Raw genomic sequence first — 26041 nt, forward strand, 5'->3', positions numbered from 1 at the left:
TCCACAGATTCGTGCTGCGACGAGACGTTCGAGGTATGTCGTCCGACGAGTACGCGACGCTGTTGTGCATGGGAGACGAACCACTCATCCATCGCAGAGAAGCGCTCGCGCTCGGCTATACAGCGGGGGAGATCCGCGGCCTCGTCTCGTCCGGCCGATGGGTGCGGTTGGCTGCCGGAGTCTTCCTTCCCCGCGACACCTACGACGCTGCCGACGACTACGGTCGCCATGCTTTTCATTCGCTGGCTGTAGTGCAGGTGGCGTCTGCGGACACCGCACTCAGCCACGTGTCGGCTGCGGTGCTCCACGGCTTGCGGCCCTGGCGGATATCACTCGAGGACGTCCACTTGACCCGGAGCCGGCCGAGCGGAAGCAAGCGGTCGCGCGGGAGGGTGCTGCACGCGGCGCGTGTGGATGAGTGCGACCTGAGGGCGAAACATGGGGTTCGTGTCCTGGGTGTGGCTCGGACCATCCTCGATCTTTCGGTGTCGGAGCCGTTCGAGCAGGCCGTGGTGCTCGGCGACCAGTCATTGCGTCAGGGGCTTGTCGACATCGGCGGGCTGGAACATGCTGTCGAGCGAATGGGTAGCCGTCCGGGCCGTCCTCGCGCGTTGCGAGCGGTGCGTTGCATGAGCGATCGAAGTGACAGTGTCGGCGAGTCACGCAGCCGAGTGTTGATGTCGCGGGAGCAACTACCCACTCCTCTTACACAGGTCGATGTGTTGGACGCAGCCGGCCGATGGTTGGCACGCGTCGACTTTCTGCTACCTCAACACGGGGTGATAGGCGAGTTCGACGGGCGGATCAAGTATCGGCGCGATGGTGTCGCTACGACCGACGCGGAGGACGTCGTCTATCGGGAGAAGCTTCGTGAGGATCGGCTACGGCACGCGGGGTGGGTGGTGGTGCGGTGGACGTGGGCCGATGTGGAGACACCCGGTGCGGTCGCGGCGAAGATTCGCGGTGCAATTGCGTTGGCGCAACGGGGGAGCGGTCCGACGGGAACCTTCAAAGTCAGAAGGCTCGCAACGCAAGAGTGAGGCTCGCAATGCTGGTGGCGGACCACCGGCGTTGCGAGCCTCACTTCTTCGTTGCCTACCTACTTGCGGCCGGGAGGCTTGGGGCCACCCTTGATCTGCAGTCCGCCGGGCTTGGCCTTCGGGATCGCGGTCTCCTTCGGTGCCTCTGCTTCGGGCGCTGCCTCTGCTTCGAGCGCTGCCTCTTCCGGCTCCTCGGCCTCACGTGCAGGCGTTGCTGCGGGCTTCGGTGCTGCTTTCTTGGCGCCGGGGCCTTTGAGTCCGCTCTTGAGCTGCAGTCCGCCGGGCTTGGCGGTCGGAGGTGCCGACTCGGTTGCAGGTGCAGCGGCTTCGGGAGCTGCAGCTTCCGAAGCGGCGGGGGCCGCTGCCTTCTTGGCGCCGGGGCCTTTGAGTCCGCCCTTCATCTGCAGTCCGCCGGGCTTTGCCTTGGGGACGGCTGGAGCTTCGGACGGTGCAGCCTCGGCTGCGGGAGCCGTCGCCTTCTTGGCGCCCGGCCCCTTGAGTCCGCCCTTCATCTGCAGACCCCCGGGCTTTGCCTTGGGAGCCTCCGCAGTTTCAGCGGCCGGAGCCGCCGCGGGAGCGGCTGCCTTCTTGGCGCCGGGGCCCTTGAGTCCGCCCTTCATCTGCAGTCCGCCGGCCTTTGCCTTGGGGACGGCTGGAGCTTCGGACGGTGCAGCCTCGGCTGCGGGAGCCGTCGCCTTCTTGGCGCCCGGCCCCTTGAGTCCGCCCTTCATCTGCAGACCCCCGGGCTTTGCCTTGGGAGCCTCCGCAGTTTCAGCGGCCGGAGCCGCCGCGGGAGCGGCTGCCTTCTTGGCGCCGGGGCCCTTGAGTCCGCCCTTCATCTGCAGTCCGCCGGCCTTCGGAGCACCCGTGGTCTTGGGGGCCGCTGGAGTTTCAGCTGCCTCCACAACCTCCTCGACCCGCTCTTCTTCGACAGCTTCGGCAACAGCCTCGACCTCGACCGGAGTCTTCGGCTCCTGAACAACCTTCAGATTCGCCGAGAGCGTCTCCGGCTCGACGCGAGAGATCGACTCGAGCATCAGTTGCGCGACGTCGACGACCTCGACGCCTTCGCCCTTGCCCTCTTCTTGACGTGCCGTGACACCGTCCGTCAGCATGACGCGGCAGAACGGGCAGCCGGTTGCGATCTTCTTGGGGTCGGTGCTCAGCGCTTCGTCGACGCGGTCGACGTTGATGCGCTTACCGATTCGCTCTTCCATCCACATGCGGGCGCCACCTGCACCACAGCACATGGACCGCTCGCCGTGGCGGGGCATTTCGACGAGCTTCGCGCCGGACGCCGCCATGAGCTCACGCGGAGCGTTGTACACCTTGTTGTGGCGACCGAGGAAGCACGGGTCGTGGTAGGTGACATCTTCACCGACCGACGAGACCTGAATCAGCTTCTTTGCCCGCACCAGGCGGTTGAGCAGCTGGGTGTGGTGGACGACCTCGTAGTTGCCGCCGACCTCCGGGTACTCGTTGTTCAGAGCATTGAAGCAGTGCGCGCAGGTGACGACGATCTTGCGCTTGCTCTGCTCGACACCCTCGAACACACCGTCGAGGACCTCGATGTTCTGCTGCGCGAGCTGCTGGAACAGGAACTCGTTGCCCGCGCGGCGAGCGGAGTCGCCGGTGCAGGTCTCGTCGGCACCGAGAACCATGAACTTGGTACCGGCGGTGGCGAGCAACTCGGCGACGGCCTTCGTCGTCTTCTTGGCACGGTCCTCGTAGGCGCCGGCGCAGCCGACCCAGAAGAGATACTCGTAACCGTCGAAGCTGTCGGCATCCTGCCCGAACACCGGGATGTCGAAGTCCATCTCGTTTATCCAGTTGAGACGGTCCTTGGAGTTCTGGCCCCAGGGGTTGCCCTTGTTCTCGAGGTTCTTGAACAGACCCGCGAGCTCGGACGGGAAGTCCGACTCGATGAGCACCTGGTAGCGGCGCATGTCGATGATGTGGTCGACGTGCTCGATGTCCACCGGGCACTGCTCGACGCACGCACCACAGCTGGTGCAGCTCCACAGCGTCTCGGTGTCGATGACGGGGGCGAGTTCGCCGGCCTCGACGAGTTCGGCCGATTCGCCGACGAGCTTGCGCCCCGCTTCGGCGCGCGCTGCCTCGGGGATCTTGGCGAGTGCGGCTTCGTCGACCTTGCCTTCACTGTCGACGAGACCGACCTCGTCGCCGCCCATATCGGTGCGGCCACCGGCCAGCAGGTACGGGGCCTTCGCGTTGCCGTGGTCGCGCAGCGACATGATCAGCAACTTCGGCGACAGTGGCTTGCCGGTGTTCCAGGCGGGACACTGCGACTGGCAGCGGCCGCACTCGGTGCAGGTGCTGAAGTCGAGCCAGCCCTTCCAGGAGAAGTCCTCGATGCGACCGGCGCCGAACGTGTCGTTGTCGGGATCTGCGTCTTCCATGTCGACGGGCTTCCCCTTCGACATCATCGGCTTCGCGGCACCGAGGGCGACGCCGCCGTCGTCCTCACGCTTGAAGTAGATGTTGAAGAACGCGGAGAACCGGTGCCAGGCAACACCCCAGTTGATGTTGCGGCCGACCACGTACAGCCAGACCATCGCAGACATCAGCTTCAGGAACGCGAAGACCGACACCATTTCGGGGCTGGCAGGCAGCAGTTTCGCGACATTCATCGTGAAGAAGTCGGTCCACGGGTTGGCGTGACCGTAGGTAGCGATCTTGCCGGCCTTGACCAGGATCATGCCGAGACCCTCGATGAGGACGACGGCTTCGACGAAGTAGGCGGCCTTGAAATTGGAGCCGCTGAAGCGCGACATGCGTGCGGGGGTCCGCGGGTGGTTGAGCTGGCGGATCGCGATGAGCACCAAGACACCGATCACCGTGCCGATGCCCAGGAGCTCATCGATGAAGTGGTAGACCGCGGTGCCGCCGATGAGGGGCCAGTGACCTTCGGGGTTGAAGGTCTGGATGTAGGCCTCCATCGCGACGATGGAACCGAGCAGGAAGCCGATCATCACGAGCCAGTGGGCCCAGCCGACGGTACGGAACTTGCTCATGCGGGTGTGCGCGAGGAACTCGACGACCAACTGCTTGAAACGCGGGAAGAAGGGACGCCATCTGTCCGGAGCGGGCTGACCGATCCGGATGGCGCTGACTATCTTCCACACCCCGTTGAAGAACGAGCCCCAAGCGGGGATGCTCAGCAGCACACCGATCGTGCCCAACGTGATCGTCAGGGCATTCATACGTGGCCTTTCGTGTCGCTCGCGGCCAGCCGCCGCCTGGTATAAGCCTCCGCATCGTAACGCACGCTAAGTTACTCGCTGGTAACTAGGCTCGGGCTACCGGTGGGTAGTCGGGCGTTCCGGTGGTGAGGGCCGGTGCGGCAGTCACCGTATAGACGGGCATTTCGCAATTTCGAGCCAGGATGGCCTAAGTGCTCCATGCAGAATGTGTGACGTGCGATCGGTTTCGGCCACGATTCGGCATCTATCAGGCGCTACCCGGATAACAAATTGCTGTGAGGTCGGTTATGATTCTGTGCCGGACGTGACTTTCGGACATATAGAACGAGCGTCGGGGGTTCGGAAGTCCTACGCGTACAGGGAAATTTGGGGGCGTCCTCAGGACGTGCGCCATGTCACAGAACGGAAATACATGAAGCTCAGGAAGCTTGCCGCCGTGGCGACGATGACCATCGCCGCCATGGGCATCACGGCCGGAACCTCCTATGCGGCCCCGGACGCTCCGGCGGCCCAGGATGAGATCAACTACGAGTCGCATGTCGACGGCCAGTCCGTTGTCACCGTAATTGACGCTGGTGCCTTCCAGGTCTCGGGTGACGGCCAGAATGTCGAACTGCAGGACGACGGGGGTAACACCGTCGTCAGCCTGCCGCTCGCGGTTCAGCTCGGCGACATTCAGCTGCCGTTCGAGCGTGAGATCAGCGAGGACGGCAAGACTCTCACGCTTACCCCGGTCGCCGACCTCTCGCAGGCAACTCCGGTTGCTCCCGAGGACAAGGTTGCCCAGGGCATCACGCCGGTCGCTCTCAAGGTGACCGACGTTGCTTCGCCGGACGAGAACCTCAAGGCTCAGCAGAACTTCGCGTCGCAGCTCGGCATTGCGACTGCCGTCGGTGGTCTTGTCGGCGGCATTCTCGGGTGCGTCATCGGCCTGGCCGCGGCCGGAGTCGGCTGCATCGCCGGCTTCCCGATCGGTACGGTGATCGGCACCATCGCTGTCGGTGGTCCGACACTCGCCATTGCGGGCGTCAGCTTGATCCAGACGCTGCTTGCACCTCCGGGAACCACGCAGTACGCGAACTGATACACACGCGTAGAAAGGCCTCGTCATCCGGTGGATGACGAGGCCTTTCGCTCTCTGCGTCAGCTCAACCAGAGGAGTTGAAGCAAGAAGTTGATCGCGTTCACAACCACATCGGCGCTTCCCGTGACCGATCCGAACATCTGCAGAACCTCCCTGTTGTTTGCCGCCGATGGGGGATCGTTCCCGCCATCATTCGTTTTGCGGCCGAACGAGATTTCCGAAGCGTATCCCGCTTCGATCTTGGTGCCGGACCGACACACCGCACCGGCCCCGCCGCTCCCGTCTCGCCGACCCCACGACTGAGCGAATGCGCCATTGCGCTCGATGACCGAGACGAACGATTCATTCGCTCGGAAAGGGGGCGGGGGGAACGGTGGGGCGGGGAAATGACAGTGCCCGCCATCCGTGTGGAAGGCGGGCACTGTGGTGCTTACGCGAGAGCGCTTGCGCGAGGGTTAACCGGTGCGGATCGTCAGGCCCGGGTTCTCGGCGAGGATCGAGTTGATCGGCGTCGCGAACAGTTCGGGGGATTCGCCCAGCAGGCCGCTGACGATGCTGGCGATCTCGCACATGCCGTACTGGCCGACGTTCGAGGCGCTCGAGATGCCCATGGCGAGGGTGCCGGTGACGAGCGTGCCGCCACTGTCGCCCTGGAGCGCGCACAGGTTGGTCGAGAAACCGTTCTGCAGGACGCGGTGGCCGATCTCGACGTTCTGGCTCGTCGCGGTCACGAGGCCGCAGCTGTAGCCGGTGCGCAGACCTGATTTGCACACGGGCGTGCCGACGATGGGATCGGCGGTGCCGGTGATCGGCAGGGGAGCGGCGCCCGGCACGCGGACGCCGTTGTTCTCGAACCGGCCCTCGGCCTCATCGGTGGGGCGGATGATCGCGTAGTCGCTGTCGTCCAGGCTGGTCTTCTCGAACGAGCCGAGATGCTGGCCGAGTGCCTCCCCGTGCAACTGGTACACGTCGGATGCCCATTGGGTGCCGGCCTGAGCCCGGTTCGGGTCGCAGTGACCGGCGGTGATGTTGACGGGACCGCGGTTGTCCTCAGCATTGAAGCCGAGCGAGCAGCGCAGGCCCGTTCCCTGTCCGAGTGATGCGTATGCGTCGCCCCCGAGCAGGGCGTCGGGCGCGGCTGTGCCGGCAACCGGATGCAGGTCGGCGGCAGGCTGCGGCGTCAGATCGGTGGGAGCGAACAGCACCCGGACACCCGAGAGGAAGTCGGGCAGCTCCAAGCCGGCAACGTTCTCGGCGCGCACGATGACGTCGTTGTTGACGACGTCGATGGCGACCCCGCGAACCACATCGGCGATGGCAGGCGGCTGCGTCTCGAGCCAGTCGTTGAGCGCCTTCAATTCGTCGTTGAGGGCGTTCTCGCTGTCCTCGGTCCGCTGCACGGCGAACCCGGCGTCCTCGGCGGAAGTGCGAGCTTCGTCGAACTCCTCACCGTCTGCGAGCCCGACGGTGGGCGTGCCGTGGTCGTCGAGCCACACGCCGGCGAACACGGCCGCGAACTGCTCGCGGGCCGTCTCCGCGAAGCGTGCGAGGTCCTGGCTGCGTGCGGCGTCCTGAAGAAACCGCTCGGGGCCGATCTGAAGGTCTCGATCCAACGCGTCGACGAGCGCGGCGGGCAGGTCCGTGGTCTGGGCGGGAGCCGGGTCGGCGTGGGCCACCAGCGCTGCCGGCCCGATGAGGAGCGCAGCTGCTGAGCCGAGGACGGCTGCCCGGCGTGCGGAGGAGCGTCGCATGGATACCTTTCTCAGTGACCTCCACGCGTGCGTGGAGAGGCCGATCGGAGCGGATCGGCGACACGATCATATGGGCTGATACCGGCAACCCGGGTCCGACGCCCGACTACCAGTGTGTCGCGTGTGACTTCTGTGGCTATGCGGGCGCGGATGCCGTGCGCACGCGGGTCCCGGTGGCGTCTGCGATATCGCCGACTGCGATTCCGAGGCTCGACGTCCCGCCCGTGGTGGAGAGCACGAGGTTGGCCTCGACGCAGTTGGGTGCGCCGGCACTGTTCGAACCCGAGATCACACCGAGCGCGAGGGTGCCCGTGACGATTGCGCCGCCACTGTCGCCCGCGAGAGTGCACGCGGTGGTCGCGAAGCCGCGAATAGTGCTCACGTTGCCGTTGGCGTATACGAGCTGCGTCTCGACGCGGTCGGCGGCAACCACACCGCAGGTGAACGACGACGATTGTCCGGACTTGCACACCGGAGCGCCCACCACGGGACGAGCGGTACCGGTGACCGTCAGCGTCGATCCGTTTCCGCCACGCACCGTCGGGCGGTCGAGCCCGGCGTCGACGCCGGCGTCGTTGAGCGAGATGATGCCGTAGTCGAGCGTGCTGTCGGTTCCCGCCGTCGAATCGGTGAACGAGCCGATCTGCACGCTCTCGTCGACATTCCCGCGGTTGGGCAGGTACACAGTGGACCCGCCGTCCTCGCGGGCCACGGCGTCGCAGTGGCCGGCAGTGATGTTGACGGGGTCGCCGTTCGCGTCGACGCCGTTGAACCCGAACGAACAGATGCCGATGCGCTCGATCGGTGTATCGCGCACATCACCGTCGGCGGTGATGTAGGTGTCGCCGCCGAGCGGGGCGGGGTCGTTGGGCGGCATGCCGGGTGTCAGTTGCACCTGGATGTTCGCGATGAGCGACGGCAGGTTCAGTGCGCGGCCGACGGGCGAGTTGACGATGTCGACGACGATCTGGTTGTTGAGCACATCGATCGAGGTGTTGTTGACCTGCGACGACACCTCACGTGGCAGTGCAGCGACCCAGCGGTTGAGTTCTGCAAGGGCCTGCTCGAGGCCGTCGGCGGAGACGGGCGCGACCGTGGCGTCGAAGCCGTCCTGCTCGGCCTGGCGTGCGGCGTCCTGGTTGGTGACGGCGACGACGGGGTTCCCGTCGGTGCTCATCCATGCTCCGGCGAAGTCGGAGGGGCGCTCGGCGCGGAAGTCGCGCGCGTAGCTGTTCAGTTCCTGGGCGCGGGCTGCGCGATCGAGGTACTGCTCCGGCGTGAGTCCGAGATCTCGCTGTACGGCCTCGACGAGTTCTGCCGGGAGTTCGGGCGTGTGGTCCGCGGGAGCGGCGTTCGCGGTGGCGGCCAGCGGTCCGATCAACAGCACCGCTGATGCCGCGACAACGGCAGCACGACGGATGGTGGTACGGACTGCGGCGCGCGACGCCGACGAGTGACGCATGGAGGCCCTTCGTAGTTGGTCGATCTTGTACGTGAACAGCTGTTTTGCGAACTTTGCGAGGTGAATCCGGGCAGTTCTGGGATAGCGTACGGCACCGAATATTGATCTTGAAAGGGCCGAATGGACCGAGCCGGCTAAATCTCCCCGGAGGTTGTGATTGTGGTCGACGATGATGGGGCGGCTGACGTGGTTCCGGGGTCCTCCGGTTCCTCCGGTTCTTCGGGAGATGTCGGCGTCGGTGAAGCCGGCGACGACGAACTGGACCCACCACCTCCCGATTCGATGCTCGGCTCCCTCGGTGGATTGCGGCGCGACCAACCGGTGCTGCTACTCGTCGGTGCAGTGGTGGCCGAGGTGTTCTCCTCCGGTGTCGTCGACGACTCGGAGCTCGAGGGCTCTGCCTCGTACTGCGGCTGCGGGACGACAGTGGGCACATACCCGGGCGCGGTGTACTCGGCCTCGGCGACGTCGGCGGTCGTCGGGGTCTCGGCGGTTTCCGAGGTCGTGGGGGTCGCCGACGTCGAACGAGGCTGGGGCTGCGTGGCCGTCGGGACGACTGCGCTCGGCGTGGTCGTCGCCGGTGGGTTCGCGTTCGCGGTTGAGGTATCGCGCAGTGTGAAGATGAGGACGCCGACGCCGACGAGCAACGCCACGGCCGCGGCTGCGGCCCACACGCCGATCTTCGGCTTCCTGCCGGGATCGTCGGTGGTGGTATCAGGACCTGTCGGATCCGCGGTGTCGGGTGGACCCGTTTTGTCGGACGTTGCCGTGCTCGCGAACGCCGCGCCCCTGCCGGAATCTAAAGGTGCAACCGCAGCAGTAGGCGTGATCTTGGCGATCACCGTCGTGGTTTCCGGGTCCAGGTCGGCACGCTTCGAGCCCGACGGGCGAGCGGCGGGAAGCACCTGTGTGGATCCGAGGAGATCCACCGACCCTGCGGCGGCAGCGAGCGCGGCGCCGCGAACCATCGTCTGGTGGGGGTCGGGTGCCAGGGCGCACCGCACGCCGAGACCCGCCTTGATGGACTGGGTGACGATCTGTGCGGCGCTGGTGTCGACCGTTTCGTCCAGAGTCACGACGATCGCGTCGAGATTGGTCACGAGCCAACCGAACGCTCCGAGTGCCGTCGACAACTGCACGGAGACCGAGGGGGCGTCGTCTTCGGCGAAGCGGAACGCCTTACCCGCGACCACACCCGAGCGGACGAGCGTGACGGTCGATCCGTGCGGGTCGATGTGGTAGACCGCAACGAGCCTGCCGGTCTGGTGTGACACCTGCGATTCGAACCATGCGGCGGCAGCTTCGGCATCGGAGATGAGGGATACGTGTCGCAGGCCCACATAGTCGAGGGCGTTGCGGAGCAGCGCGACTGTCGACGGTGGCCAATCGGTGGGGTGGGACGCCACGACGGTGTGGTTCTCGTCGCCGATCATGGTCCCGGCGTCGGCGATGAGGCATTCCATCGCGGTCGCGACGAGGTCTTCTGCGCGAGACAGGGCGCCGTCGTTGGCCCGGACGCCGTTGGATCGTCCCAGCCGGTCGACGAAATCGGTGAACGAACTGGTGTTGCCGTCGGCGAGGTGGTGTTCGCCCAGCGTGGCGGTGCCGTCGGAATGCAGATGCACCGCGGTGCGCCGTTCGATGGGTTCCGGGTCGGGTCGTCCGGGGGTGGGGGACGTGACGGCAACCGATGACACGGTGGTGCCGACCCTCAGGCCTACGCCTACGGACATGCCGAGTTGCCCCCATTCGAGCAGATGTCTCGATGCCGGCTCTCGGCATCGCACCCGGAGACCGAGCGACACGATCGTTCCTGGTTTCCGCAGAAATGTACAGAAGAATACCGATTTTGTGGTAAGCCCGACGGGAATACCCCGGCAAATTCGGGCTTGATCCTCACGTTACGTGAGGTCCTAGCGTCGATCGTGCCGACGCAGAGAGCGCCGGTGGAAGTGGGTGAACGATGCGCACCACCGAGACGTGGAAGGTAGGGCCGCTCGCTTCGGCGACGGGCCTGACCGTGCGGACACTGCATCACTGGGACGACATCGGACTGGTGCGGCCGTCGGGACGGACGACGTCGGGGCATCGCCTCTACGAGGCAGACGATGTGCAGCGACTCTACGAAGTGCTGGCGTTGCGTCAACTGGGTCTGTCGCTCGAGACCATCGCCGCGGTCACCGACGGGGACTTGTCGCTGTCGGAGATTCTCGATGCGCACCGTACGTATCTGGATGAGCAACTCACCGCGACACGCACGTTGCGTGCGCATGTCGAGATGCTCTCCCGGAGAGTGCGCACGTCGCCGGACGCCTCGGTCGCCGACTTCCTCGAAGTGATCAGAGGAGTGATCGACGTGGACGACACAGTGAAACGGTATTTCAGCGAATCCCAGCTGGCCGATCTTGCCGAGCGGCGCGCGTTGCTCGGTGACGAGACGATTGCGGCGGCGGAAACGTCGTGGCAGGTTCTCATTCCGCGCGTGGATGCCGCACTGAGCGCCGGAATGGATCCGCGGTCCCCCGAAGCTCAGGAGATGGCGGCGCAGTGGATGGGGCTGCTCGAACAGTTCCACGGTGGCGACGAGGGCCTGCGCGACAGCATGTACCGCATGCACACCGAGAATGCGGAGCGGATCGAGCAGGAGTTCTGCGGGCCGAGTCCCGAGCAGATCGACTTCATCACGAAGGCGAACGAGGCTCGGTCGGCGTAGGACCCGGCCGACGTAGAAGCCCGGCCGGCGTAAAAGCGGAGCAGCGGACAGATACAACCTTTGCGGCGGAGGTCTGTGTCTGTCCGTTGCCGTTGTAACTACTGTCGGCGTGCCCTACCTGCTGCGTCGAGTGCTGATGCGGCTACCACCGGAGGCGCGGTCGCGGGTGAGGTGAACGCACGTCAGATCGACGTCCCACACGTCGAATCCGTGTAGGACGGCAGCAGAGATGTGGCTGATGAGATCCCTGCGGACGACGACAATGAGTGAGTTGGATCACATTCGGAACATTCCGTCCGTACCTGCCGTTGGACCCATCAGACAACTTGAGCGCATGTCACTCAACTTGCTTGACTTGCAGGGTGCTGCGGGTGCAAAGTCGAGTCGACCGCGCTCAGTGTGAGTCGGACAGGCTCAGGTTGAGCAAGGAACGTTTCGAAAGCATTTGGAGGAAATCATGGCTCGTGCGGTCGGTATCGACCTCGGGACCACCAACTCGGTCGTCTCCGTTCTGGAGGGCGGCGAACCCGTCGTCGTCGCCAACGCTGAAGGTTCACGCACCACCCCGTCGGTCGTTGCGTTCGCCAAGAACGGCGAAGTTCTGGTTGGTCAGCCCGCCAAGAACCAGGCGGTCACCAACGTCGACCGCACGATCCGCTCGGTCAAGCGCCACATCGGCACCGACTGGAACGTCGCGATCGACGACAAGAAGTACACCTCGCAGGAAATCAGCGCTCGCACGCTGATGAAGCTCAAGCGCGACGCCGAGTCGTACCTGGGCGAGGACATCACCGACGCGGTCATCACGGTCCCCGCGTACTTCAACGACTCCCAGCGTCAGGCGACGAAGGAAGCCGGCACCATCGCCGGTCTCAACGTCCTGCGCATCGTCAACGAGCCCACCGCGGCCGCGCTCGCATACGGGCTCGACAAGGGCGAGAAGGAACAGACCATCCTCGTCTTCGACCTCGGTGGCGGCACGTTCGACGTGTCCCTCCTCGAGATCGGCGACGGCGTCGTCGAGGTGCGTGCCACCTCCGGCGACAACCACCTCGGTGGCGACGACTGGGACGAGCGCATCGTGAGCTGGCTCGTCGACAAGTTCAAGTCGCAGCACGGCGTCGACCTGACGAAGGACAAGATGGCCCTTCAGCGTCTGCGTGAGGCTGCCGAGAAGGCGAAGATCGAGCTGTCGAGCTCGCAGTCGACGTCCATCAACCTGCCGTACATCACGGTCGACGCGGACAAGAACCCGCTCTTCCTCGACGAGCAGCTGACCCGCTCGGAGTTCCAGAAGATCACCAATGATCTCCTCGAGCGCACCCGCGCACCGTTCCAGCAGGTCGTCAAGGACGCAGGCATTGCGGTCGGCGACATCGACCACGTCGTGCTCGTCGGTGGCTCCACCCGTATGCCCGCCGTCACCGAACTGGTCAAGGAGCTCACCGGTGGCCGCGAACCCAACAAGGGTGTCAACCCCGACGAGGTCGTCGCTGTGGGTGCTGCCCTGCAGGCCGGCGTGCTCAAGGGTGAGGTCAAGGACGTCCTGCTGCTCGACGTCACCCCGCTGTCGCTGGGTATCGAGACCAAGGGCGGCGTGATGACCAAGCTCATCGAGCGCAACACCACGATCCCGACCAAGCGGTCCGAGACCTTCACCACGGCCGACGACAACCAGCCGTCCGTGCAGATCCAGGTCTTCCAGGGCGAGCGCGAGATCGCGGCGCACAACAAGCTGCTCGGTTCCTTCGAACTCGGCGGCATCGCACCGGCTCCGCGCGGTGTCCCGCAGATCGAGGTGACCTTCGACATCGACGCCAACGGCATCGTGCACGTCACCGCTCGCGACAAGGGCACCGGCAAGGAGAACACGATCAAGATCCAGGACGGCTCCGGTCTGTCCCAGGAGGAGATCGACCGGATGGTCAAGGACGCCGAGGCTCACGCCGAGGAAGACAAGACCCGTCGCGAGGAGGCCGAGGTTCGCAACCAGGCCGAGTCGCTCGTGCATCAGACCGAGAAGTTCATCAAGGACAACGAGGAGAAGGTGCCGGCCGACGTCAAGGAGAAGGTCGAGGCTGCCATCAAGGAAGCCAACGACGCTCTCGCCGGTTCCGACATCGCTGCGGTGAAGGCCGCCGTCGAGAAGCTCGCGACCGAGTCGCAGGCTCTCGGCCAGGCCATCTACGAGGCGCAGGGCGCCGAGGGTGCGCCAGCCGGTGACGGCGCAGCAGCCGGCGGAGACGACGTCGTCGACGCCGAGGTTGTCGACGAGCCGAACGACACGGAGAAGAAGTGACTGCGGGTACCCCCGAGCAGGAGCCGGTCACCGTCACCGACAAGCGACGGATCGACCCGGACACCTTCGAGGTTCGCGACCCCGAAACCCTCGAAGGCGACGTGGTCGAGCCCGCTCCTGACTCGGAGGGCGCCGCGGAGGCAGCCACCGAGGCATCGGTGGAGGCGCCGGAATCCGACGAACTCGCCGAGCGCACTGCGGATCTGCAGCGCGTCACGGCCGAGTACGCCAACTACCGGCGACGGTCCGATGCCCAGCGCACTGCAGCGGTCGAGGAAGCCAAGGCCACGGTCGCGGCGAAGTTCCTCGACGTGCTCGACGACCTCGACCGTGCTCGTGCCCACGGAGATCTCGAATCGGGCCCGCTCAAGGCTATGTCGGATAAGTTGACCACGGTGTTCGACTCGCTCGGGCTCGCCGGATTCGGCGTCGAAGGCGACCCCTTCGACCCCGAACTCCACGAAGCGGTCCAGATGGAAGGCGACGGAAGCCATCCCGTTCTCGGGACGGTCCTGCGCAAGGGCTACCGCTACAACGAGCGGATCCTGCGACACGCGATGGTGACCGTGACCGACGGCGATCCGTCGGACACACTGCAGGACAAGTCGTCGGACGAGTCCGGCGCAGAGTAAGAACAACACGCAGAGTTAGAGCAACATCAGTGGAAGGAGGAGGCGCCCAGTGAGCCAACGGGAGTGGATCGAGAAGGACTTCTACAAGGATCTGGGCGTTTCCTCGTCCGCATCGGCCGAGGAGATCAAATCGGCGTTCAAGAAGCTGTCGCGGGAGTTGCATCCCGACGCCAACCCCGGCGACGAGGCAGCCGCCGAACGCTACAAGGCTGTAACCGAAGCCAAGAGTGTGCTGCTCGATCCCGCCAAGAAGAAGGAGTACGACGAGACCCGCCGCCTGTTCGCCTCCGGGGGCTTCCCCGGCGGCGGTAGCGGCTTCCAGCCCGGCAGCGGCGGATTCTCCGCCGGTGGCAGCACCTTCGATCTCGGCGACCTGTTCGGCGGAGGAGGAGCCGGCGACGGTGGTCTCGGCGATCTCTTCGGCGGCATGTTCAACCGTGGGGGCCCCGGTGGTGCCCGGTCGCGTCCGCGTCGCGGCAGCGACGTCGAGACCGAAACCACCCTCGATTTCCGTGATGCCGTGCAGGGCGTCACCGTTCCGTTGCGCATGACCAGCCCCGCGCCGTGCACCACCTGTCACGGCAGCGGCGCCGAACCGGGCACCAGCCCGCGGGTCTGCCCGAACTGCAACGGCAGTGGCATCGTCTCGCGCAACCAGGGCGCCTTCGGATTCTCGGAACCGTGCGACGACTGCCGCGGCAGCGGCTCGATCATCGACAACCCGTGCCACGACTGCCACGGATCCGGAGTGCAGAATCGCACCCGCACCATCACGGTCCGCGTTCCGGCGGGGGTGAAGGACGGATCGAAGATCCGACTTGCCGGTCAGGGCGAGGCCGGACTCCGCGGCGCGCCGTCGGGCGACCTGTTCGTGACGGTGCATGTGCGCTCCGACAAGGTGTTCGGTCGCGAAGGCGACGACCTGACTCTCGTGCTCCCTGTCAGCTACGGCGAACTGGTGTTGGGCGGTACCGTGTCCGTGCCGACACTGGAAGGGCGCGTCGGGCTGAAGATTCCGCCGGGTACCGCAGACGGCCGGGTCATGCGGGTCCGCGGTCGTGGGGTCGCGAAACGCGGAGGTGGCTCGGGCGATCTGCTGGTGACCCTCAAGGTGGCGATCCCGCAGAACCTCGACGACAAGGCGACCGAGGCGCTGACTGCATATCTTCAGGCCGAAGAGGCCGGTGGATTCGATCCGCGTGAAGGATGGGCAGGTGCACGATGAGCGAGACGCCAGGTTTCCGCAATCCGCCCGACCCGGATGCCCGTGTCTACGTCATCTCGGTCGCGGCCGAACTCGCGGGGATGCACGCGCAGACGCTGCGTAATTACGATCGGCTCGGTTTGGTGACCCCGCACCGCACCAGCGGTGGCGGTCGCCGGTACTCGCCGCGCGACGTCGAACTGCTTCGTGAGGTCCAGCGGCTGTCGCAGGACGAGGGTGTCAGTCTCTCCGGTATCAAGCGGATCATCGAATTGACCAATCAGGTCGAAGCCCTGCAGCAGCGGGTCGCGGAGATGTCGGTGGAGATCGCCCACTTGCGTTCCGCCCGACGCGATCTTGTTCCCATGCCCCGCAGCAATGCGCTGGTGGTGTGGAAGCCACGGGGTAAGCGCGACAGCTGAGCGGGTGTGTCTCTCCTCGATGCCTTCCCGATCAGCGGAATTCCACGACCGTGAAGACGTCCGCGCGGGCACACTGTGGCGTGTTCCACAGAACCGATCAGCGGAAGGCATCAAGCATGGTGGATTGGGCGGAAGAATGCGACGTACTCGTCGTCGGGTCGGGAGCCGGAGGTTCCTGCGGCGCGTACACCGCGGCGCGTGAGGGCCTGGCGGTCACCCTCATCGAAGCGTCCGAGTACTTCGGTGGCACCACGGCATACTCCGGTGGCGGTGGGGTCTGGTTTCCGACCAATGCGGTGCTCGCGCGCGCCGGTGACGACGACACCATCGAGGATGCGCTCACCTACTACCACTCGGTTGTCGGCGACCGGACCCCGCGGGAGCTGCAGGACGCCTATGTCCGCGGTGGCGCGCCCCTGATCGACTACCTCGAGTCCGACGACGACATCGAGTTCATGGTGTACCCGTGGCCCGACTATTTCGGCAAGGCTCCCAAGGCACGGGCCGAGGGACGTCACATCGTCCCGAAGCCGCTGCCGGTCGCCGACGACCCGGAACTCAACGAGTCCATCCGCGGCCCTCTGGGACGCGAACGTAACGGCGAAGCGCTGCCCGACACGCTCATCGGTGGGCGTGCCCTGGTCGGCCGGTTCCTCATCGCCCTGCGCAAGTACCCGAACGTGAACCTGCACCGCCTCACCGCGCTCGAGGAACTTGTGATCGAGGACGGCGTCGTGGTCGGTGCAATCGTGTCGAAGGGCGGGGAGCGTCGCGGGATCCGCGCCCGCAAGGGCGTTGTCCTCGCAGCCGGCGGCTTCGATCAGAACGACGAGATGCGCAGCAAGTACGGTGTTCCAGGCGTCGCCCGCGACTCGATGGGGCCGTGGTCGAACCTCGGTAAGGCGCACCAGGCAGGCATTGCCGTCGGCTCCGATGTCGACCTCATGGGTGAGGCATGGTGGTCGCCGGGACTGACCCACCCGGACGGCCGCTCGGCCTTCGCGCTCTGCTTCACCGGTGGCATCTTCGTCGATCAGGCCGGAAAGCGCTTCACCAACGAGTACGCACCCTACGACCGGCTCGGGCGCGAAGTCATCGACCGCATGAAGGCCGGCGACCTGACGTTGCCGTTCTGGATGATCTACGACGATCGTGGTGGTGTGGTGCCGCCGGTCGCCGCGACGAATGTGCCGCTGGTGGAGACGGAGGAGTACGTCGAGAAGGGGCTGTGGAAGACGGCCGACACGCTCGCCGGGCTCGCCGAGCAGATCGGTGTTCCCGCAGAGGCGCTCGAAGCCACGGTCGCGCGGTTCAACGAGCTCGTGGCCAAGGGGGTCGACGAGGATTTCGGCCGCGGTGACGAGCCCTACGACCTCGCGTTCACCGGTGGCGGTTCCGCGCTGGTCCCGATCGAGAAGGGCCCGTTCCACGCTGCACAGTTCGGCATCTCCGACCTCGGCACCAAGGGCGGGCTGAAGACGGACACCGTCGGTCGCGTCCTGGACACCGAGGGCGCTCCGATCGCCGGCCTGTATGCGGCGGGTAACACGATGGCCGCGCCGAGCGGCACCGTCTACCCCGGTGGCGGCAACCCGATCGGCGCGAGCGCGTTGTTCGCGCACCTGGCTGTGAAGGACGCTGCGACCCGCTGAGCCTGCGGAGAACGCGGGGCCGGATGCCACACCCCTGGCCAAGGGAGCGGCATCCGGCCCCTTCTCGTGTCGGGTGTGACCGTTCTGTCAGGGACGAGCGACCGTGTAGGTCGACTTCACGAACGGGAAGCCCGTTTCGACGTGCGACGTGATGGAGTACCCGTGCCGGTTGCCCCCGTCGATCCGCGTTCCGTCGGCATTGGCGGGACCGGTGCCGTAATTGTTCGACATCAACGTCACGTGCGCGTCGCCCGGCATCGTGTAGGACACTTGGAGCCCGAACCCGCGCCGGTCCGACGCGACGCCGCTGATCGTCACGGTCGCGTTGGCTGCGATGACCGTTGCAGGTTTGTCGACCCACCGCCCGTATTCGTTGCTGTCCCCGGCGTAGATCATGGGAGCGTCGGTGTGGTTCGTGACGGTCATCGTGATGGTGGGTCCGTCGTCGGGGAGTTCTTCGGCACCGGCGGTGGCCGGGGCCGCGAACGTTGCGGCGGCGAATACGACGGCGGCAATGACGCGGGTGCGAAGTTTCATTGTGCTCCTGCGGGTGTCTCGGTGCCCGCCGCGAATGGCCGGCCGGCCGCCCAAAAGTGTACCCACGAGTAGATATCGGTGGGATTACCTTCCCATTCCCGTTTCCACCCGAGCAGGAATCGTCACGCGGGGACCAGACCGCTCACCTGCGCCACCAGTTCGAGCGACCGCAGCCACGCGTCGCGACCCGGCGCCGACGACACGACGATCAGCTCGTCGGCCTGGGAGCGCTCGGTGAACCGGTCCAGGTAGTCGCGTACTTCGCCCGGGGTGCCGACGGCGGTGTAGCGCAGCATCGTGAGCACCTGCATCCCGGCGGGGGAGTCGAGGAGCAAGTCGATCTCTTCCTCGGTGAACGTCCGGCCGCGCCCGACCATCTGCACGACACGGTGACGCTTGGCCTTCTCGAACAGGTCCACGGCCTCGGCGGTGGTGTCGGCCGCGATCACACCGACACCGGCGATGACGTGCGGCTCGGGGTGCTGCTCCGACGGCTGGTACTCGTTCCGGTACAGCTGCACCGCCTCTTCGAGGGCTTGCGGTGCGAAGTGCGACGCGAATGCGTACGGCAGACCGAGGAGCGCGGCGAGTTTCGCGCCGAACAGCGACGATCCGAGAATGTAGAGCGGGACGTCGGTGCCTTTGCCGGGGATCGCATCGACGCCGGGAATGCGCGAATCACCGCGCAGGTACGCCTGGAGTTCGAGCACGTCCTGGGGGAAGCTGTCGGCCGACGACGGGTCGCGGCGCAGCGCCCGCATCGTCTTCTGGTCGCTGCCCGGTGCGCGGCCGAGCCCGAGGTCGATCCGACCCGGATGCAGTGTCTCGAGGGTGCCGAACTGCTCGGCGATGGTCAGGGGCGAATGGTTGGGGAGCATGATGCCACCCGCGCCGAGACGGATCGTCGAGGTGTGCGCGGCGATATGCGAGATCAGCACACTTGTCGCGGACGACGCGATCGCCGGCATGTTGTGGTGCTCGGCGTACCAGATCCGCCGGTAGCCCCACTTCTCGGCGAGCCGCGCCATCTTCACGCTCGCATCGAAACTGTCGCGTGCAGTTTCGCCCTTGCCGATGTGCGCCAGATCGAGGATGGAGAGGGGAACGGTCACCGAAGGGATCCTTTGCGTCCGGGCCCGGCACCGGCCGCCGGGCACACCTTCGGTGCAACTCGCTCCCGGCGACCGCTATTCCGCCTCGTGGGTCACATCTGCTCGAACGTGCCGTAGTTGCCGCGGTAGAACAGCAGCGGGCTGTTCGGATCCAGGGTGGTCAACCCGGTGACGCGGGCAACGACGATGGTGTGGTCGCCGGCGTCGTGCTCGGCTTCGATGGTCGCTTCCACCCGCGCAAGTGCGCCGTCGATGGCGGGCGCACCGTTGTCGCCCGGCGACCAGCGCACACCGCGAAACTTGTTTCCGCCACTTGTTGCGAATGCCCCGCACAGCGTGCGCTGGCTCTCGGCGAGGACATTGATGGCAAATGTGCCCACCTCGCGGATCCTGGGCCAGGTCGTCGACGTGCGAGCCGGGCAGAACGACACGAGCGGTGGTTCCAGCGACACCGACGTGAAGGACTGGCACGCGAAGCCCAGTGGTTCGTCACCGTCGAGTGCGGTGATCACGGTGACTCCCGTGCAGAAGTTGCCCATCACATCACGCATCGTGCGTGGATCCAGCACTGCATGTTCCGCGGTCATACTCAGCTCCGTTCCGAAATCGTGTTACTCCAGTGTCGGGCACTCGATCCGCAGCCGCGGGCGGGGTCCCGATCAGCGGTCGAACACGACGCGAGATACTTGTCTCTCGCTCAACGGGAAACTGTATCCGTGTCGAGGTCGAACCGCCGTAGCGTCGCGCTCATGTCCACAACCGAGAGCATGCCTTCTGCCGACATCATCCGCGCCACTGTGACCGGGTACATGACCGCACTGGAGTCGGGTTCGTCGACCGACATCGCCGCGTTGTACACCGACGACGCGACCCTCGAGGACCCGGTGGGCAGTGAGCCGAAGGTCGGGCGCGAAGCGATCACGGAGTTCTACAGCGCACTCGACGGTACATCGCAGAAGACGGAACTGCTCGCGGTGAAGATCAGTGGCGCGAACGCCGCTTTTCACTTCCGTGTCTCCACTCCCATGAGCGGCACCACCTATGTGGTCGAACCGATCGACGTGATGACTTTCGACGAGCAGGGACGCATCACCTCGATGCGCGCGTTCTGGTCGCCCGCGGATCTACGTCAGCTCTGATGTCGGGCACCGAACTGACACTCACACCTGCCGAGCAGACACTGGCCATCGAGGAGATCAAGCGGTTGTTCGCGGCCCGGCTCCGGGTGATGGACACCAAGCAGTGGGAGCGCTACCCCGACCTGCACACCGAGGACGTCGTCAGCGAGACGTTCCGGCTCGAGGGCGGCGATCACAGTCATCTGCCGCCCGCCCAGCGTCCCGGCGCGGTCGTGGGCCGCGAGCCGTTGAAAAACATGATCCGGGGGTTCCTCGACGGCGCGGTCACCGTCACCTCGGCTCATCACGGGCACAACCCGGAGATCACCCTCACCTCCGACACCACGGCGACGGGGGTCTGGGCGATGGAGGACGTGCTGTGGTGGACCAACGGCGATGTGGAGGAGCACCTGCACGGCTGGGGTCACTACCACGAGGAATACCGCAGGGTGGACGGGACGTGGCTGATCAGCTATCGCAACCTCACGCGTCTTCGCGTCGATCACACACCGGCGTTCTACGCGTATCGCGGGAAATAGCCGGCTCCCACGTCATCGACGGATCGGGGCCGGGCAATTCACCGCCCGGCCCCGGACCCGTCCCGTGTCAGTGCGAGAGAGCCGGTTCCACCAGTACGCAGCGGGTGCCGGTGAATATCGTCGGCATGCACTTGTTGCAGTGGATGCACAGGGAACGGTGTTCCTCGTCGTCGGCGATCCGGTTGATCAGATCCGGTTCACGTAACAATGCCCGGGCCATCGCGACGAACTCGAAGCCTTCGGCCATGGCGGTGTCCATTCCGGCACGGTCGGTGACCCCTCCGAGCAGGACGAGCGGCATCTTCACCGCGGCGCGGATCTGGCGAGCTTGTTCCAGCATGAACAACGGTTCGTAGGGGTACGACTTGAGGAAGTGCTTGCCCAACAGTTTCATGCCGGTGCGGACAGGTTCACTCATCGCCGCAGCGAATTCGCGTATCGGCACGTCTCCCTTGAACAAATACATCGAGTTGAGCAGTGAGCTACCCACGGTGAGCTCGATGGCATCGAGTGAGCCGTCTTCCTCGAGCCACTGCGCCACTTGCACAGACTCGTCGAGCCAGAAGCCGCCGGGCACACCGTCGTCCATGTTCAGTTTCGCAAGGATCGCGATCTTTCCGCCGACAGCGTCCCGGACCGTGCGTGCGGTCTCACGTACCAGCCGGGCGCGGCCCGCCAAGGACCCGCCGTACGCGTCTTTTCGTTTGTTGATCTTGGGGCTCAGGAACGAGCTTGCGAAATAGTTGTGGCCGAAGTGGATTTCGACAGCATCGAAGCCGGACTCGACGGCAAGACGGGCGGCGTTTCCGTGAGCCAGGCGGATGCGTTCGATGTCGTGCAGTGTCGCTGAGTGAACGGTGCGCATGCTCAGGGGATTGAGCTGGCGTGTCGGTCCGAGTGCCGGCAATCCATTGCTCGCGCCGTTGGCCACGGGGCCGGCGTGCCCGATCTGAGCCGAGGCCGCAGCGCCTTCGGCATGGATGGCGTCGGTGAGTCGTCGCAGACCGGGCACGGCTTCCGGGGCGCATCCAGATTTGATCCGCTTCCGTCCGGCCCTCCGGTGCGACGGCGCAGTACGCCACCGTCGTCATACCGACGCCTCCGGCCGCTGGACGACGGTGATACTCGATGAGATCGTCGGAGACGAGTGCGCCGGGAGTGGCGGCTTCGAATGTTGCGGCTTTGATGATGCGATTGCGCAGTGTGATCGGGCCAAGTTGCGCGGGTGCGAGTACGTCAGGCCTGTTGTGGTCGGTCACGATGTCTCCTTGTCGGGGTGGCCGCGAGTTCGGTTGGGTTGAAGCCGGGGCGTCGGCTTCGAAACGTTCAAGGCTCTAGTGAGGGCGCAGGAGAGCCGGGTTCGCTGACGCTATCCGCGTCGTAGAGTCAGGAAGGGTGTTCATCCCGCGCAGTGGGAGATTCGGGACGCGCACTGTACATCCACATTGTTAGGCTTCCGTGGTGTCAGAATCCGGTATCGACGAGTATCCCGCCCTTCCCGCCACGAGTTGGGCTGTCCTCGGCATGCTGTCGTTCGGCGAGGAACTCACCGGCAACGACCTGAAGAAGTGGGCCGACTGGAGTATCGGGTTCTTCTACTGGAGTCCGTCGGTGAGTCAGGTCTATGCGGAACTCAAGAAGCTCGAGAAGTTGGGGTTCGTGCAGTCCCGCATGGTGCGTGAGACGCACGCGCGGGACCGACGGGTCTACTCGATCACCGAGCGCGGTATCGACGCGGTACGTACGTGGTCACGTGAGGCGCCCGTGGAGACACCGGTCCTCAAGCATGCTGTCATGCTCCGGATGTACTTGGGGCATCTCAACGACCCGGAGCAGCTGAAGGCGATTGTCCACGACCATATAGCCAATCTCGAAGACAAGCTGAATCGAGCGGGAAGGCATGCCGCACATTCCGATCGTGAACCCGGCTGGGGCTATTCGCAGATGAGCCTGTGGTGGGCCGAACGATACTTCGAAGGCGAGATCGAACTGTCGCAGCGACTGCTCGACGACATCGACCTAGCGGCAGATCGATTCGCGCTCAGTGATGTCGACGAGCTCGGGATTCCTCGCCCCCGAAATCCAGGCAGTTGGAAAGGTGTACCGAACCGGCAGGATGGAGATCCGCCCGGTGAACGTGAAGACGAAGATCGGTAGGTGCCGGATCCTGTTCGGAGCTGTCGGTCACACGTATTGAGACTCTTTGGCGCTGGGTATCGCATGCAGGGGTCGACGCCGCTGGAGTGTCGGGACGACGTGATTGCGGTCGAGTTTGCGCCAGATCGCGGTTGCAGTGGTTCGAACCGGTGCGGTCAGCTTGTGTTCAAAACGCAGGTGGGGCAGCGGCCCGCACACCGACACTGCAGCTACGGCAGAACCGACAGGGCCGATCGGGGCTGCGATACAACCGAATCCGGCTAAAGAGTTGGAGGCTTCGTAGGCGATTCCTTGTTCGCGGACATAGTCGTGGGTGCTGCCGAGGGCGCCCGAGTAAGCCAGGAGTGCCTTGCCGAGCGCTGTGGTGTTGGCCGGACGACGCCCCCCTGTACGCGTGGGAACGGCCGTGGCGAGCCGCCCGCCGAGCTTTTCGAGGTAGACCACATCCTCATCGTCGAGGACTGCGAGGTGGACGACGAAGCCGGTGACGCGGTGGAGTTCCTGGAGATGCGGTAGTGCGGTGGCGTGCAGCCTGTCCTGGTGCACGGCGAGTGAACCGAGTTCCATCAACCGCAATCCGAGGGCGTAGTCGCGGTCCTCGCGGTGGAGCCAGCGCATCGAGACGAGGCGCTCGAGTATGCGGTGGGCAGATGAACGGGGAAGGCCCGTTCGGCGCACGATCTGGGCGAGGGTGAGACGCCCAGTGCCGTCGAACGCATCGAGTACAAGACTGACGCGATCGAGTACTGAACTGGGCGTCGCGTGGTTGGCTGTGACCGAAATTGTCATATGTGCTCCTACAACCTCAGCGTCAAAGTGCGTGGACGTCGTAATTTCTATTAGGAAATAGTGCCACACGAAGCCGCCGATGTGAAGCGAGTCACGCAAAATGATGGTGAGTGCCGGAGGTGCGGTCAGGCGGAGTGGGTGAACCGCGAAGCAACCAGTGCTCCGACCTCTGCCATCGCCTGACGGGCCCTGGACAGGGCATAGGTCTGCATGAAGAAACCATGCCCGACACCTGGGTACCGAATGATCGCCGTCGGCACGCCGGCCTCCTGCAGACGCTTTCCGTAGTCCTCCACCCCGTCACGGAGGGGGTCGGCGTACCCACATGCCACGACAGCAGGAGGAAGCCTCGTGAGATCGTCTGCAAGAACCGGTGTTCCGTATTCATCGTCTGTGGCGGGGTCACTGCCCAGATATAAGGACTTCATCCAATCGATGTCGTCGGCCCGGAGAAAGGGGCTGTCTGCGAAGCGCCGCATAGACGGCCGATCGCACCGGCGCTCGAGCCCCGGGTAGATCAGGACCTGCTGTGCGATGTGCGGGCCGTTGTCGTTGCGTGCCCGCAGTGCGGTGGCAGCGGCCAGACCACCTCCGGCGCTGTCTCCTCCGACCCCGATGCGTGTGGCGTCCACACCTCGATCATCAGCGTTGCCGTGAACCCATTGCAGCGCGGCATAGGCTTCGTCGTGGGCAACCGGATACCGATATTCGGGTGCGAGCCTGTAGTCGACATTGACCACCACGGCCTGCGTCGACTCCGAGACTTCACGCGCGAGACGATCGAAGGAGTCGAGTGTGCCCATGATCATGCCCCCGCCGTGAAACCACACCAGCGCAGGAGCGCCGTGTTCCGGCGCGGAGTGCGGACGGTAGATGCGCACGGGAATCATGCCGTGGGGGCCGGCAAATTCGACTGCCTCGACGGAACGCATATCGGGCCCGGGTGGCCGTGTGATCGACTCGAGTGAGTTGCGCGCGGCGTCGATTCCTGTGTCCTGCAACGAGCCGCCTCTCCGCGCGCGGATCGCTTCGACCATTCGCAGGACATCCGGATCGTAGACATCGTCCGGTGCTGGAGCAGTGCCGGGAGAAGTGGCCATCGTGTCGATTCCTCCACGCTGTACGTGATGCACGGCCGGGACCGCGCTGCGGATGTGCGTTCAGGTTTCATCGTCGGCTCCGAGCGGCGGCAAGTGAAGATACTGTCCCACTGAGCGTGATGGCCGGAGTCGTCGATGTGTCGGACCGCTGGCCGGGAGAAAGCGTTTCGGGGAGCTCGTCAGTGGGCCTAGCGTGATCTCGCACCACAACGAGGAGACCGACCTATGTCGTTGCCCCCAGAAGTTGCATCCATGCTCGATGCCCTGAACTCCGGATTTCCCGACGTTACGACGCTTCCACCTCCGGAACTACGCGAGATCATCCGCAGCAGACGCGCGCCGCTCCAGCATCTCCCTGCCATGCGGGAAGTACACGACGTCACCATCGACGGCCCAGGAGGCGCAGCGTTATCGCTGCGCATCTACCGCCCCGAAAGCGTTGAGTCTGCGCTTCCGGTGGTCGTATTCGCCCACGGTGGCGGATTCGTCTTCTGCGACCTCGACAGCCATGACGAATTCTGCCGCGCCATGGCCGCGGGTGTAGGTGCCGTCGTGGTGTCCGTCGACTACCGTCTTGCGCCCGAGCATCGGGCGCCGGCCGCGCACGAAGACATGTACGCAGCGCTCGAGTGGACCGCGGACAACGCTACAACCTACGGGGGCGATCCGTCGCGGATCGTGCTCGTCGGCGACAGCGCCGGCGGAAACCTCGCTGCGACGGTCGCGATCGCGGCTCGCGACAACGACGGGCATTCAGTGTTCGGTCAAGCGCTGTTCTACCCGGTGATCGACGATGATTTCGACACCGAGTCGTACCGGAAGTTCGGGTCGGGATACTACAACACGACCAAAGCGATGAAGTGGTACTGGGAGCAGTACGCTCCGGATGGCACCGACGATGCACGAGTGGTCCCGTCGCGGAGCGGATCTCTCGCCGGATTACCCTCCGCCCTCGTGATCACCGCTAAGCTGGATCCGCCGTGCTCGTCCGGCGACGACTATGCGGAACGCCTTGCTGCGGCGGGAGTGCAGGTCCGACATAGGCGATTCGACGGACTCTTCCACGGGTTCTTGACGTTCCCGTCACTGTCTCAGACCGAGTCTGCGCGCCAGGAGATCTGGAAGATGATGCGCGCACTGTTCGATTGAGTCGTTCCAGTCCGTAGGGGTGCTCGGACCGTCCTCGGCAGTCCGAGCACCCCTGCG

21 protein-coding genes and 1 pseudogene are annotated in these 26041 nt (G+C 65.2%); 12 read left to right on the forward strand and 10 right to left on the reverse strand.

Annotated elements, in window-relative coordinates:
* Window positions 1-35 precede the first annotated feature (35 nt).
* Window positions 36-1040 (forward strand): hypothetical protein, encoded by a 1005-nt coding sequence (locus ACZI8W_RS05580; RefSeq protein ID WP_463367490.1) that lies wholly within the window; start codon window positions 36-38, stop codon window positions 1038-1040.
* Between the two features lie 59 nt (window positions 1041-1099).
* Here ACZI8W_RS05580 and ACZI8W_RS05585 read toward each other — a convergent pair whose 3' ends face one another.
* The gene (locus tag ACZI8W_RS05585; RefSeq protein WP_463367491.1) at window positions 1100-4264 is read right to left on the reverse strand and encodes a (Fe-S)-binding protein; all 3165 of its coding nucleotides are present in this window, start codon (window positions 4262-4264) and stop codon (window positions 1100-1102) included.
* 412 nt (window positions 4265-4676) lie between these two features.
* Here ACZI8W_RS05585 and ACZI8W_RS05590 point away from each other — a divergent pair, with 412 nt between their 5' ends.
* On the forward strand, window positions 4677-5348 hold the full coding sequence (locus ACZI8W_RS05590; RefSeq protein WP_463367492.1) for a DUF8020 domain-containing protein: 672 nt from the start codon (window positions 4677-4679) through the stop codon (window positions 5346-5348).
* Between the two features lie 455 nt (window positions 5349-5803).
* Here the strand turns inward: ACZI8W_RS05590 and ACZI8W_RS05595 are convergent, their stop codons facing one another.
* The 3 genes from ACZI8W_RS05595 to ACZI8W_RS05605 form a co-directional block, all read right to left on the reverse strand.
* Window positions 5804-7099, reverse strand: a complete 1296-nt coding sequence (locus ACZI8W_RS05595) for a S1 family peptidase (RefSeq protein WP_463367493.1) — start codon at window positions 7097-7099, stop codon at window positions 5804-5806.
* 136 nt (window positions 7100-7235) lie between these two features.
* Window positions 7236-8561, reverse strand: a complete 1326-nt coding sequence (locus tag ACZI8W_RS05600; protein ID WP_463367494.1) for a S1 family peptidase — start codon at window positions 8559-8561, stop codon at window positions 7236-7238.
* Window positions 8562-8695: 134 nt separating this feature from the next.
* On the reverse strand, window positions 8696-10366 hold the full coding sequence (locus tag ACZI8W_RS05605; RefSeq protein ID WP_463367495.1) for a DUF7159 family protein: 1671 nt from the start codon (window positions 10364-10366) through the stop codon (window positions 8696-8698).
* Between the two features lie 158 nt (window positions 10367-10524).
* Here ACZI8W_RS05605 and ACZI8W_RS05610 point away from each other — a divergent pair, with 158 nt between their 5' ends.
* From ACZI8W_RS05610 to ACZI8W_RS05635, 6 genes are all read left to right on the forward strand, one after another.
* Window positions 10525-11274: a MerR family transcriptional regulator gene (locus ACZI8W_RS05610; protein ID WP_463367496.1), complete on the forward strand. Its 750-nt coding sequence runs from the start codon at window positions 10525-10527 to the stop codon at window positions 11272-11274.
* Between the two features lie 457 nt (window positions 11275-11731).
* Complete coding sequence (dnaK, locus tag ACZI8W_RS05615) at window positions 11732-13573, forward strand: molecular chaperone DnaK (RefSeq protein WP_463367497.1); 1842 nt, start codon at window positions 11732-11734, stop codon at window positions 13571-13573.
* On the forward strand, window positions 13570-14205 hold the full coding sequence (gene grpE, locus ACZI8W_RS05620) for a nucleotide exchange factor GrpE (protein WP_463367498.1): 636 nt from the start codon (window positions 13570-13572) through the stop codon (window positions 14203-14205). The genes dnaK and grpE overlap by 4 nt, the downstream gene beginning before the upstream one ends.
* Window positions 14206-14254: 49 nt before the next feature.
* Window positions 14255-15430, forward strand: a complete 1176-nt coding sequence (gene dnaJ / locus ACZI8W_RS05625; RefSeq protein ID WP_463367499.1) for a molecular chaperone DnaJ — start codon at window positions 14255-14257, stop codon at window positions 15428-15430.
* The gene (locus ACZI8W_RS05630; RefSeq protein WP_463367500.1) at window positions 15427-15831 is read left to right on the forward strand and encodes a heat shock protein transcriptional repressor HspR; all 405 of its coding nucleotides are present in this window, start codon (window positions 15427-15429) and stop codon (window positions 15829-15831) included. The genes dnaJ and ACZI8W_RS05630 overlap by 4 nt, the downstream gene beginning before the upstream one ends.
* 116 nt (window positions 15832-15947) lie before the next feature.
* Window positions 15948-17483, forward strand: a complete 1536-nt coding sequence (locus ACZI8W_RS05635) for an FAD-binding protein (RefSeq protein ID WP_463367501.1) — start codon at window positions 15948-15950, stop codon at window positions 17481-17483.
* Window positions 17484-17570: 87 nt separating this feature from the next.
* Here the strand turns inward: ACZI8W_RS05635 and ACZI8W_RS05640 are convergent, their stop codons facing one another.
* The 3 genes from ACZI8W_RS05640 to ACZI8W_RS05650 all read right to left on the reverse strand — a co-directional run bounded on the left by ACZI8W_RS05640 (window position 17571) and on the right by ACZI8W_RS05650 (window position 19719).
* Complete coding sequence (locus ACZI8W_RS05640) at window positions 17571-18020, reverse strand: hypothetical protein (RefSeq protein ID WP_463367502.1); 450 nt, start codon at window positions 18018-18020, stop codon at window positions 17571-17573.
* 122 nt (window positions 18021-18142) lie between these two features.
* Entirely contained in the window at window positions 18143-19132 is a 990-nt protein-coding gene (locus ACZI8W_RS05645) for an LLM class flavin-dependent oxidoreductase (RefSeq protein WP_463367503.1), read from the reverse strand.
* A gap of 92 nt (window positions 19133-19224) precedes the next feature.
* On the reverse strand, window positions 19225-19719 hold the full coding sequence (locus ACZI8W_RS05650) for a flavin reductase family protein (RefSeq protein ID WP_463367504.1): 495 nt from the start codon (window positions 19717-19719) through the stop codon (window positions 19225-19227).
* Between the two features lie 162 nt (window positions 19720-19881).
* Here ACZI8W_RS05650 and ACZI8W_RS05655 point away from each other — a divergent pair, with 162 nt between their 5' ends.
* Together ACZI8W_RS05655 and ACZI8W_RS05660 are read left to right on the forward strand one after the other, a co-directional pair.
* On the forward strand, window positions 19882-20271 hold the full coding sequence (locus tag ACZI8W_RS05655) for a nuclear transport factor 2 family protein (protein WP_463367505.1): 390 nt from the start codon (window positions 19882-19884) through the stop codon (window positions 20269-20271).
* Window positions 20271-20789: a nuclear transport factor 2 family protein gene (locus ACZI8W_RS05660; protein ID WP_463367506.1), complete on the forward strand. Its 519-nt coding sequence runs from the start codon at window positions 20271-20273 to the stop codon at window positions 20787-20789. Before ACZI8W_RS05655 ends, ACZI8W_RS05660 begins: the two co-directional genes overlap by 1 nt.
* A 67-nt stretch (window positions 20790-20856) precedes the next feature.
* Here the strand turns inward: ACZI8W_RS05660 and ACZI8W_RS05665 are convergent.
* A pseudogene (locus ACZI8W_RS05665) lies at window positions 20857-22048 on the reverse strand (NADH:flavin oxidoreductase).
* Window positions 22049-22313: 265 nt separating this feature from the next.
* Between ACZI8W_RS05665 and ACZI8W_RS05670 the strand changes: the two are divergent.
* The gene (locus ACZI8W_RS05670) at window positions 22314-22946 is read left to right on the forward strand and encodes a PadR family transcriptional regulator (protein ID WP_463367545.1); all 633 of its coding nucleotides are present in this window, start codon (window positions 22314-22316) and stop codon (window positions 22944-22946) included.
* Between the two features lie 27 nt (window positions 22947-22973).
* Here ACZI8W_RS05670 and ACZI8W_RS05675 read toward each other — a convergent pair whose 3' ends face one another.
* Window positions 22974-23735, reverse strand: coding sequence for an IclR family transcriptional regulator (locus ACZI8W_RS05675; protein WP_463367507.1), 762 nt, complete (start codon window positions 23733-23735; stop codon window positions 22974-22976).
* 125 nt (window positions 23736-23860) lie between these two features.
* Complete coding sequence (locus ACZI8W_RS05680) at window positions 23861-24835, reverse strand: alpha/beta hydrolase (RefSeq protein WP_463367508.1); 975 nt, start codon at window positions 24833-24835, stop codon at window positions 23861-23863.
* Window positions 24836-25060: 225 nt separating this feature from the next.
* Between ACZI8W_RS05680 and ACZI8W_RS05685 the strand changes: the two genes are divergently transcribed.
* On the forward strand, window positions 25061-25984 hold the full coding sequence (locus ACZI8W_RS05685; RefSeq protein ID WP_463367509.1) for an alpha/beta hydrolase: 924 nt from the start codon (window positions 25061-25063) through the stop codon (window positions 25982-25984).
* Window positions 25985-26041: the final 57 nt, after the last annotated feature.

Source organism: Rhodococcus ruitaii (genome assembly GCF_055230935.1).

Excerpts from the sequence above, each read along its gene's own strand:
- ACZI8W_RS05590 (WP_463367492.1), top strand. The coding sequence starts at position 4,677 with ATGAAGCTCAGGAAGCTTGCCGCCGTGGCGACGATGACCATCGCCGCC.
- ACZI8W_RS05660 (WP_463367506.1), top strand. The coding sequence starts at position 20,271 with ATGTCGGGCACCGAACTGACACTCACACCTGCCGAGCAGACACTGGCC.
- ACZI8W_RS05670 (WP_463367545.1), top strand. The coding sequence starts at position 22,314 with ATGCTGTCGTTCGGCGAGGAACTCACCGGCAACGACCTGAAGAAGTGG.
- dnaK (WP_463367497.1), top strand. The coding sequence starts at position 11,732 with ATGGCTCGTGCGGTCGGTATCGACCTCGGGACCACCAACTCGGTCGTC.
- ACZI8W_RS05675 (WP_463367507.1), bottom strand. The coding sequence starts at position 23,735 with ATGACAATTTCGGTCACAGCCAACCACGCGACGCCCAGTTCAGTACTC.
- ACZI8W_RS05630 (WP_463367500.1), top strand. The coding sequence starts at position 15,427 with ATGAGCGAGACGCCAGGTTTCCGCAATCCGCCCGACCCGGATGCCCGT.
- ACZI8W_RS05600 (WP_463367494.1), bottom strand. The coding sequence starts at position 8,561 with ATGCGTCACTCGTCGGCGTCGCGCGCCGCAGTCCGTACCACCATCCGT.
- ACZI8W_RS05650 (WP_463367504.1), bottom strand. The coding sequence starts at position 19,719 with ATGACCGCGGAACATGCAGTGCTGGATCCACGCACGATGCGTGATGTG.
- ACZI8W_RS05680 (WP_463367508.1), bottom strand. The coding sequence starts at position 24,835 with ATGGCCACTTCTCCCGGCACTGCTCCAGCACCGGACGATGTCTACGAT.
- ACZI8W_RS05580 (WP_463367490.1), top strand. The coding sequence starts at position 36 with ATGTCGTCCGACGAGTACGCGACGCTGTTGTGCATGGGAGACGAACCA.
- ACZI8W_RS05685 (WP_463367509.1), top strand. The coding sequence starts at position 25,061 with ATGTCGTTGCCCCCAGAAGTTGCATCCATGCTCGATGCCCTGAACTCC.
- ACZI8W_RS05640 (WP_463367502.1), bottom strand. The coding sequence starts at position 18,020 with ATGAAACTTCGCACCCGCGTCATTGCCGCCGTCGTATTCGCCGCCGCA.
- ACZI8W_RS05610 (WP_463367496.1), top strand. The coding sequence starts at position 10,525 with ATGCGCACCACCGAGACGTGGAAGGTAGGGCCGCTCGCTTCGGCGACG.
- ACZI8W_RS05655 (WP_463367505.1), top strand. The coding sequence starts at position 19,882 with ATGTCCACAACCGAGAGCATGCCTTCTGCCGACATCATCCGCGCCACT.
- ACZI8W_RS05635 (WP_463367501.1), top strand. The coding sequence starts at position 15,948 with ATGGTGGATTGGGCGGAAGAATGCGACGTACTCGTCGTCGGGTCGGGA.
- ACZI8W_RS05595 (WP_463367493.1), bottom strand. The coding sequence starts at position 7,099 with ATGCGACGCTCCTCCGCACGCCGGGCAGCCGTCCTCGGCTCAGCAGCT.
- ACZI8W_RS05585 (WP_463367491.1), bottom strand. The coding sequence starts at position 4,264 with ATGAATGCCCTGACGATCACGTTGGGCACGATCGGTGTGCTGCTGAGC.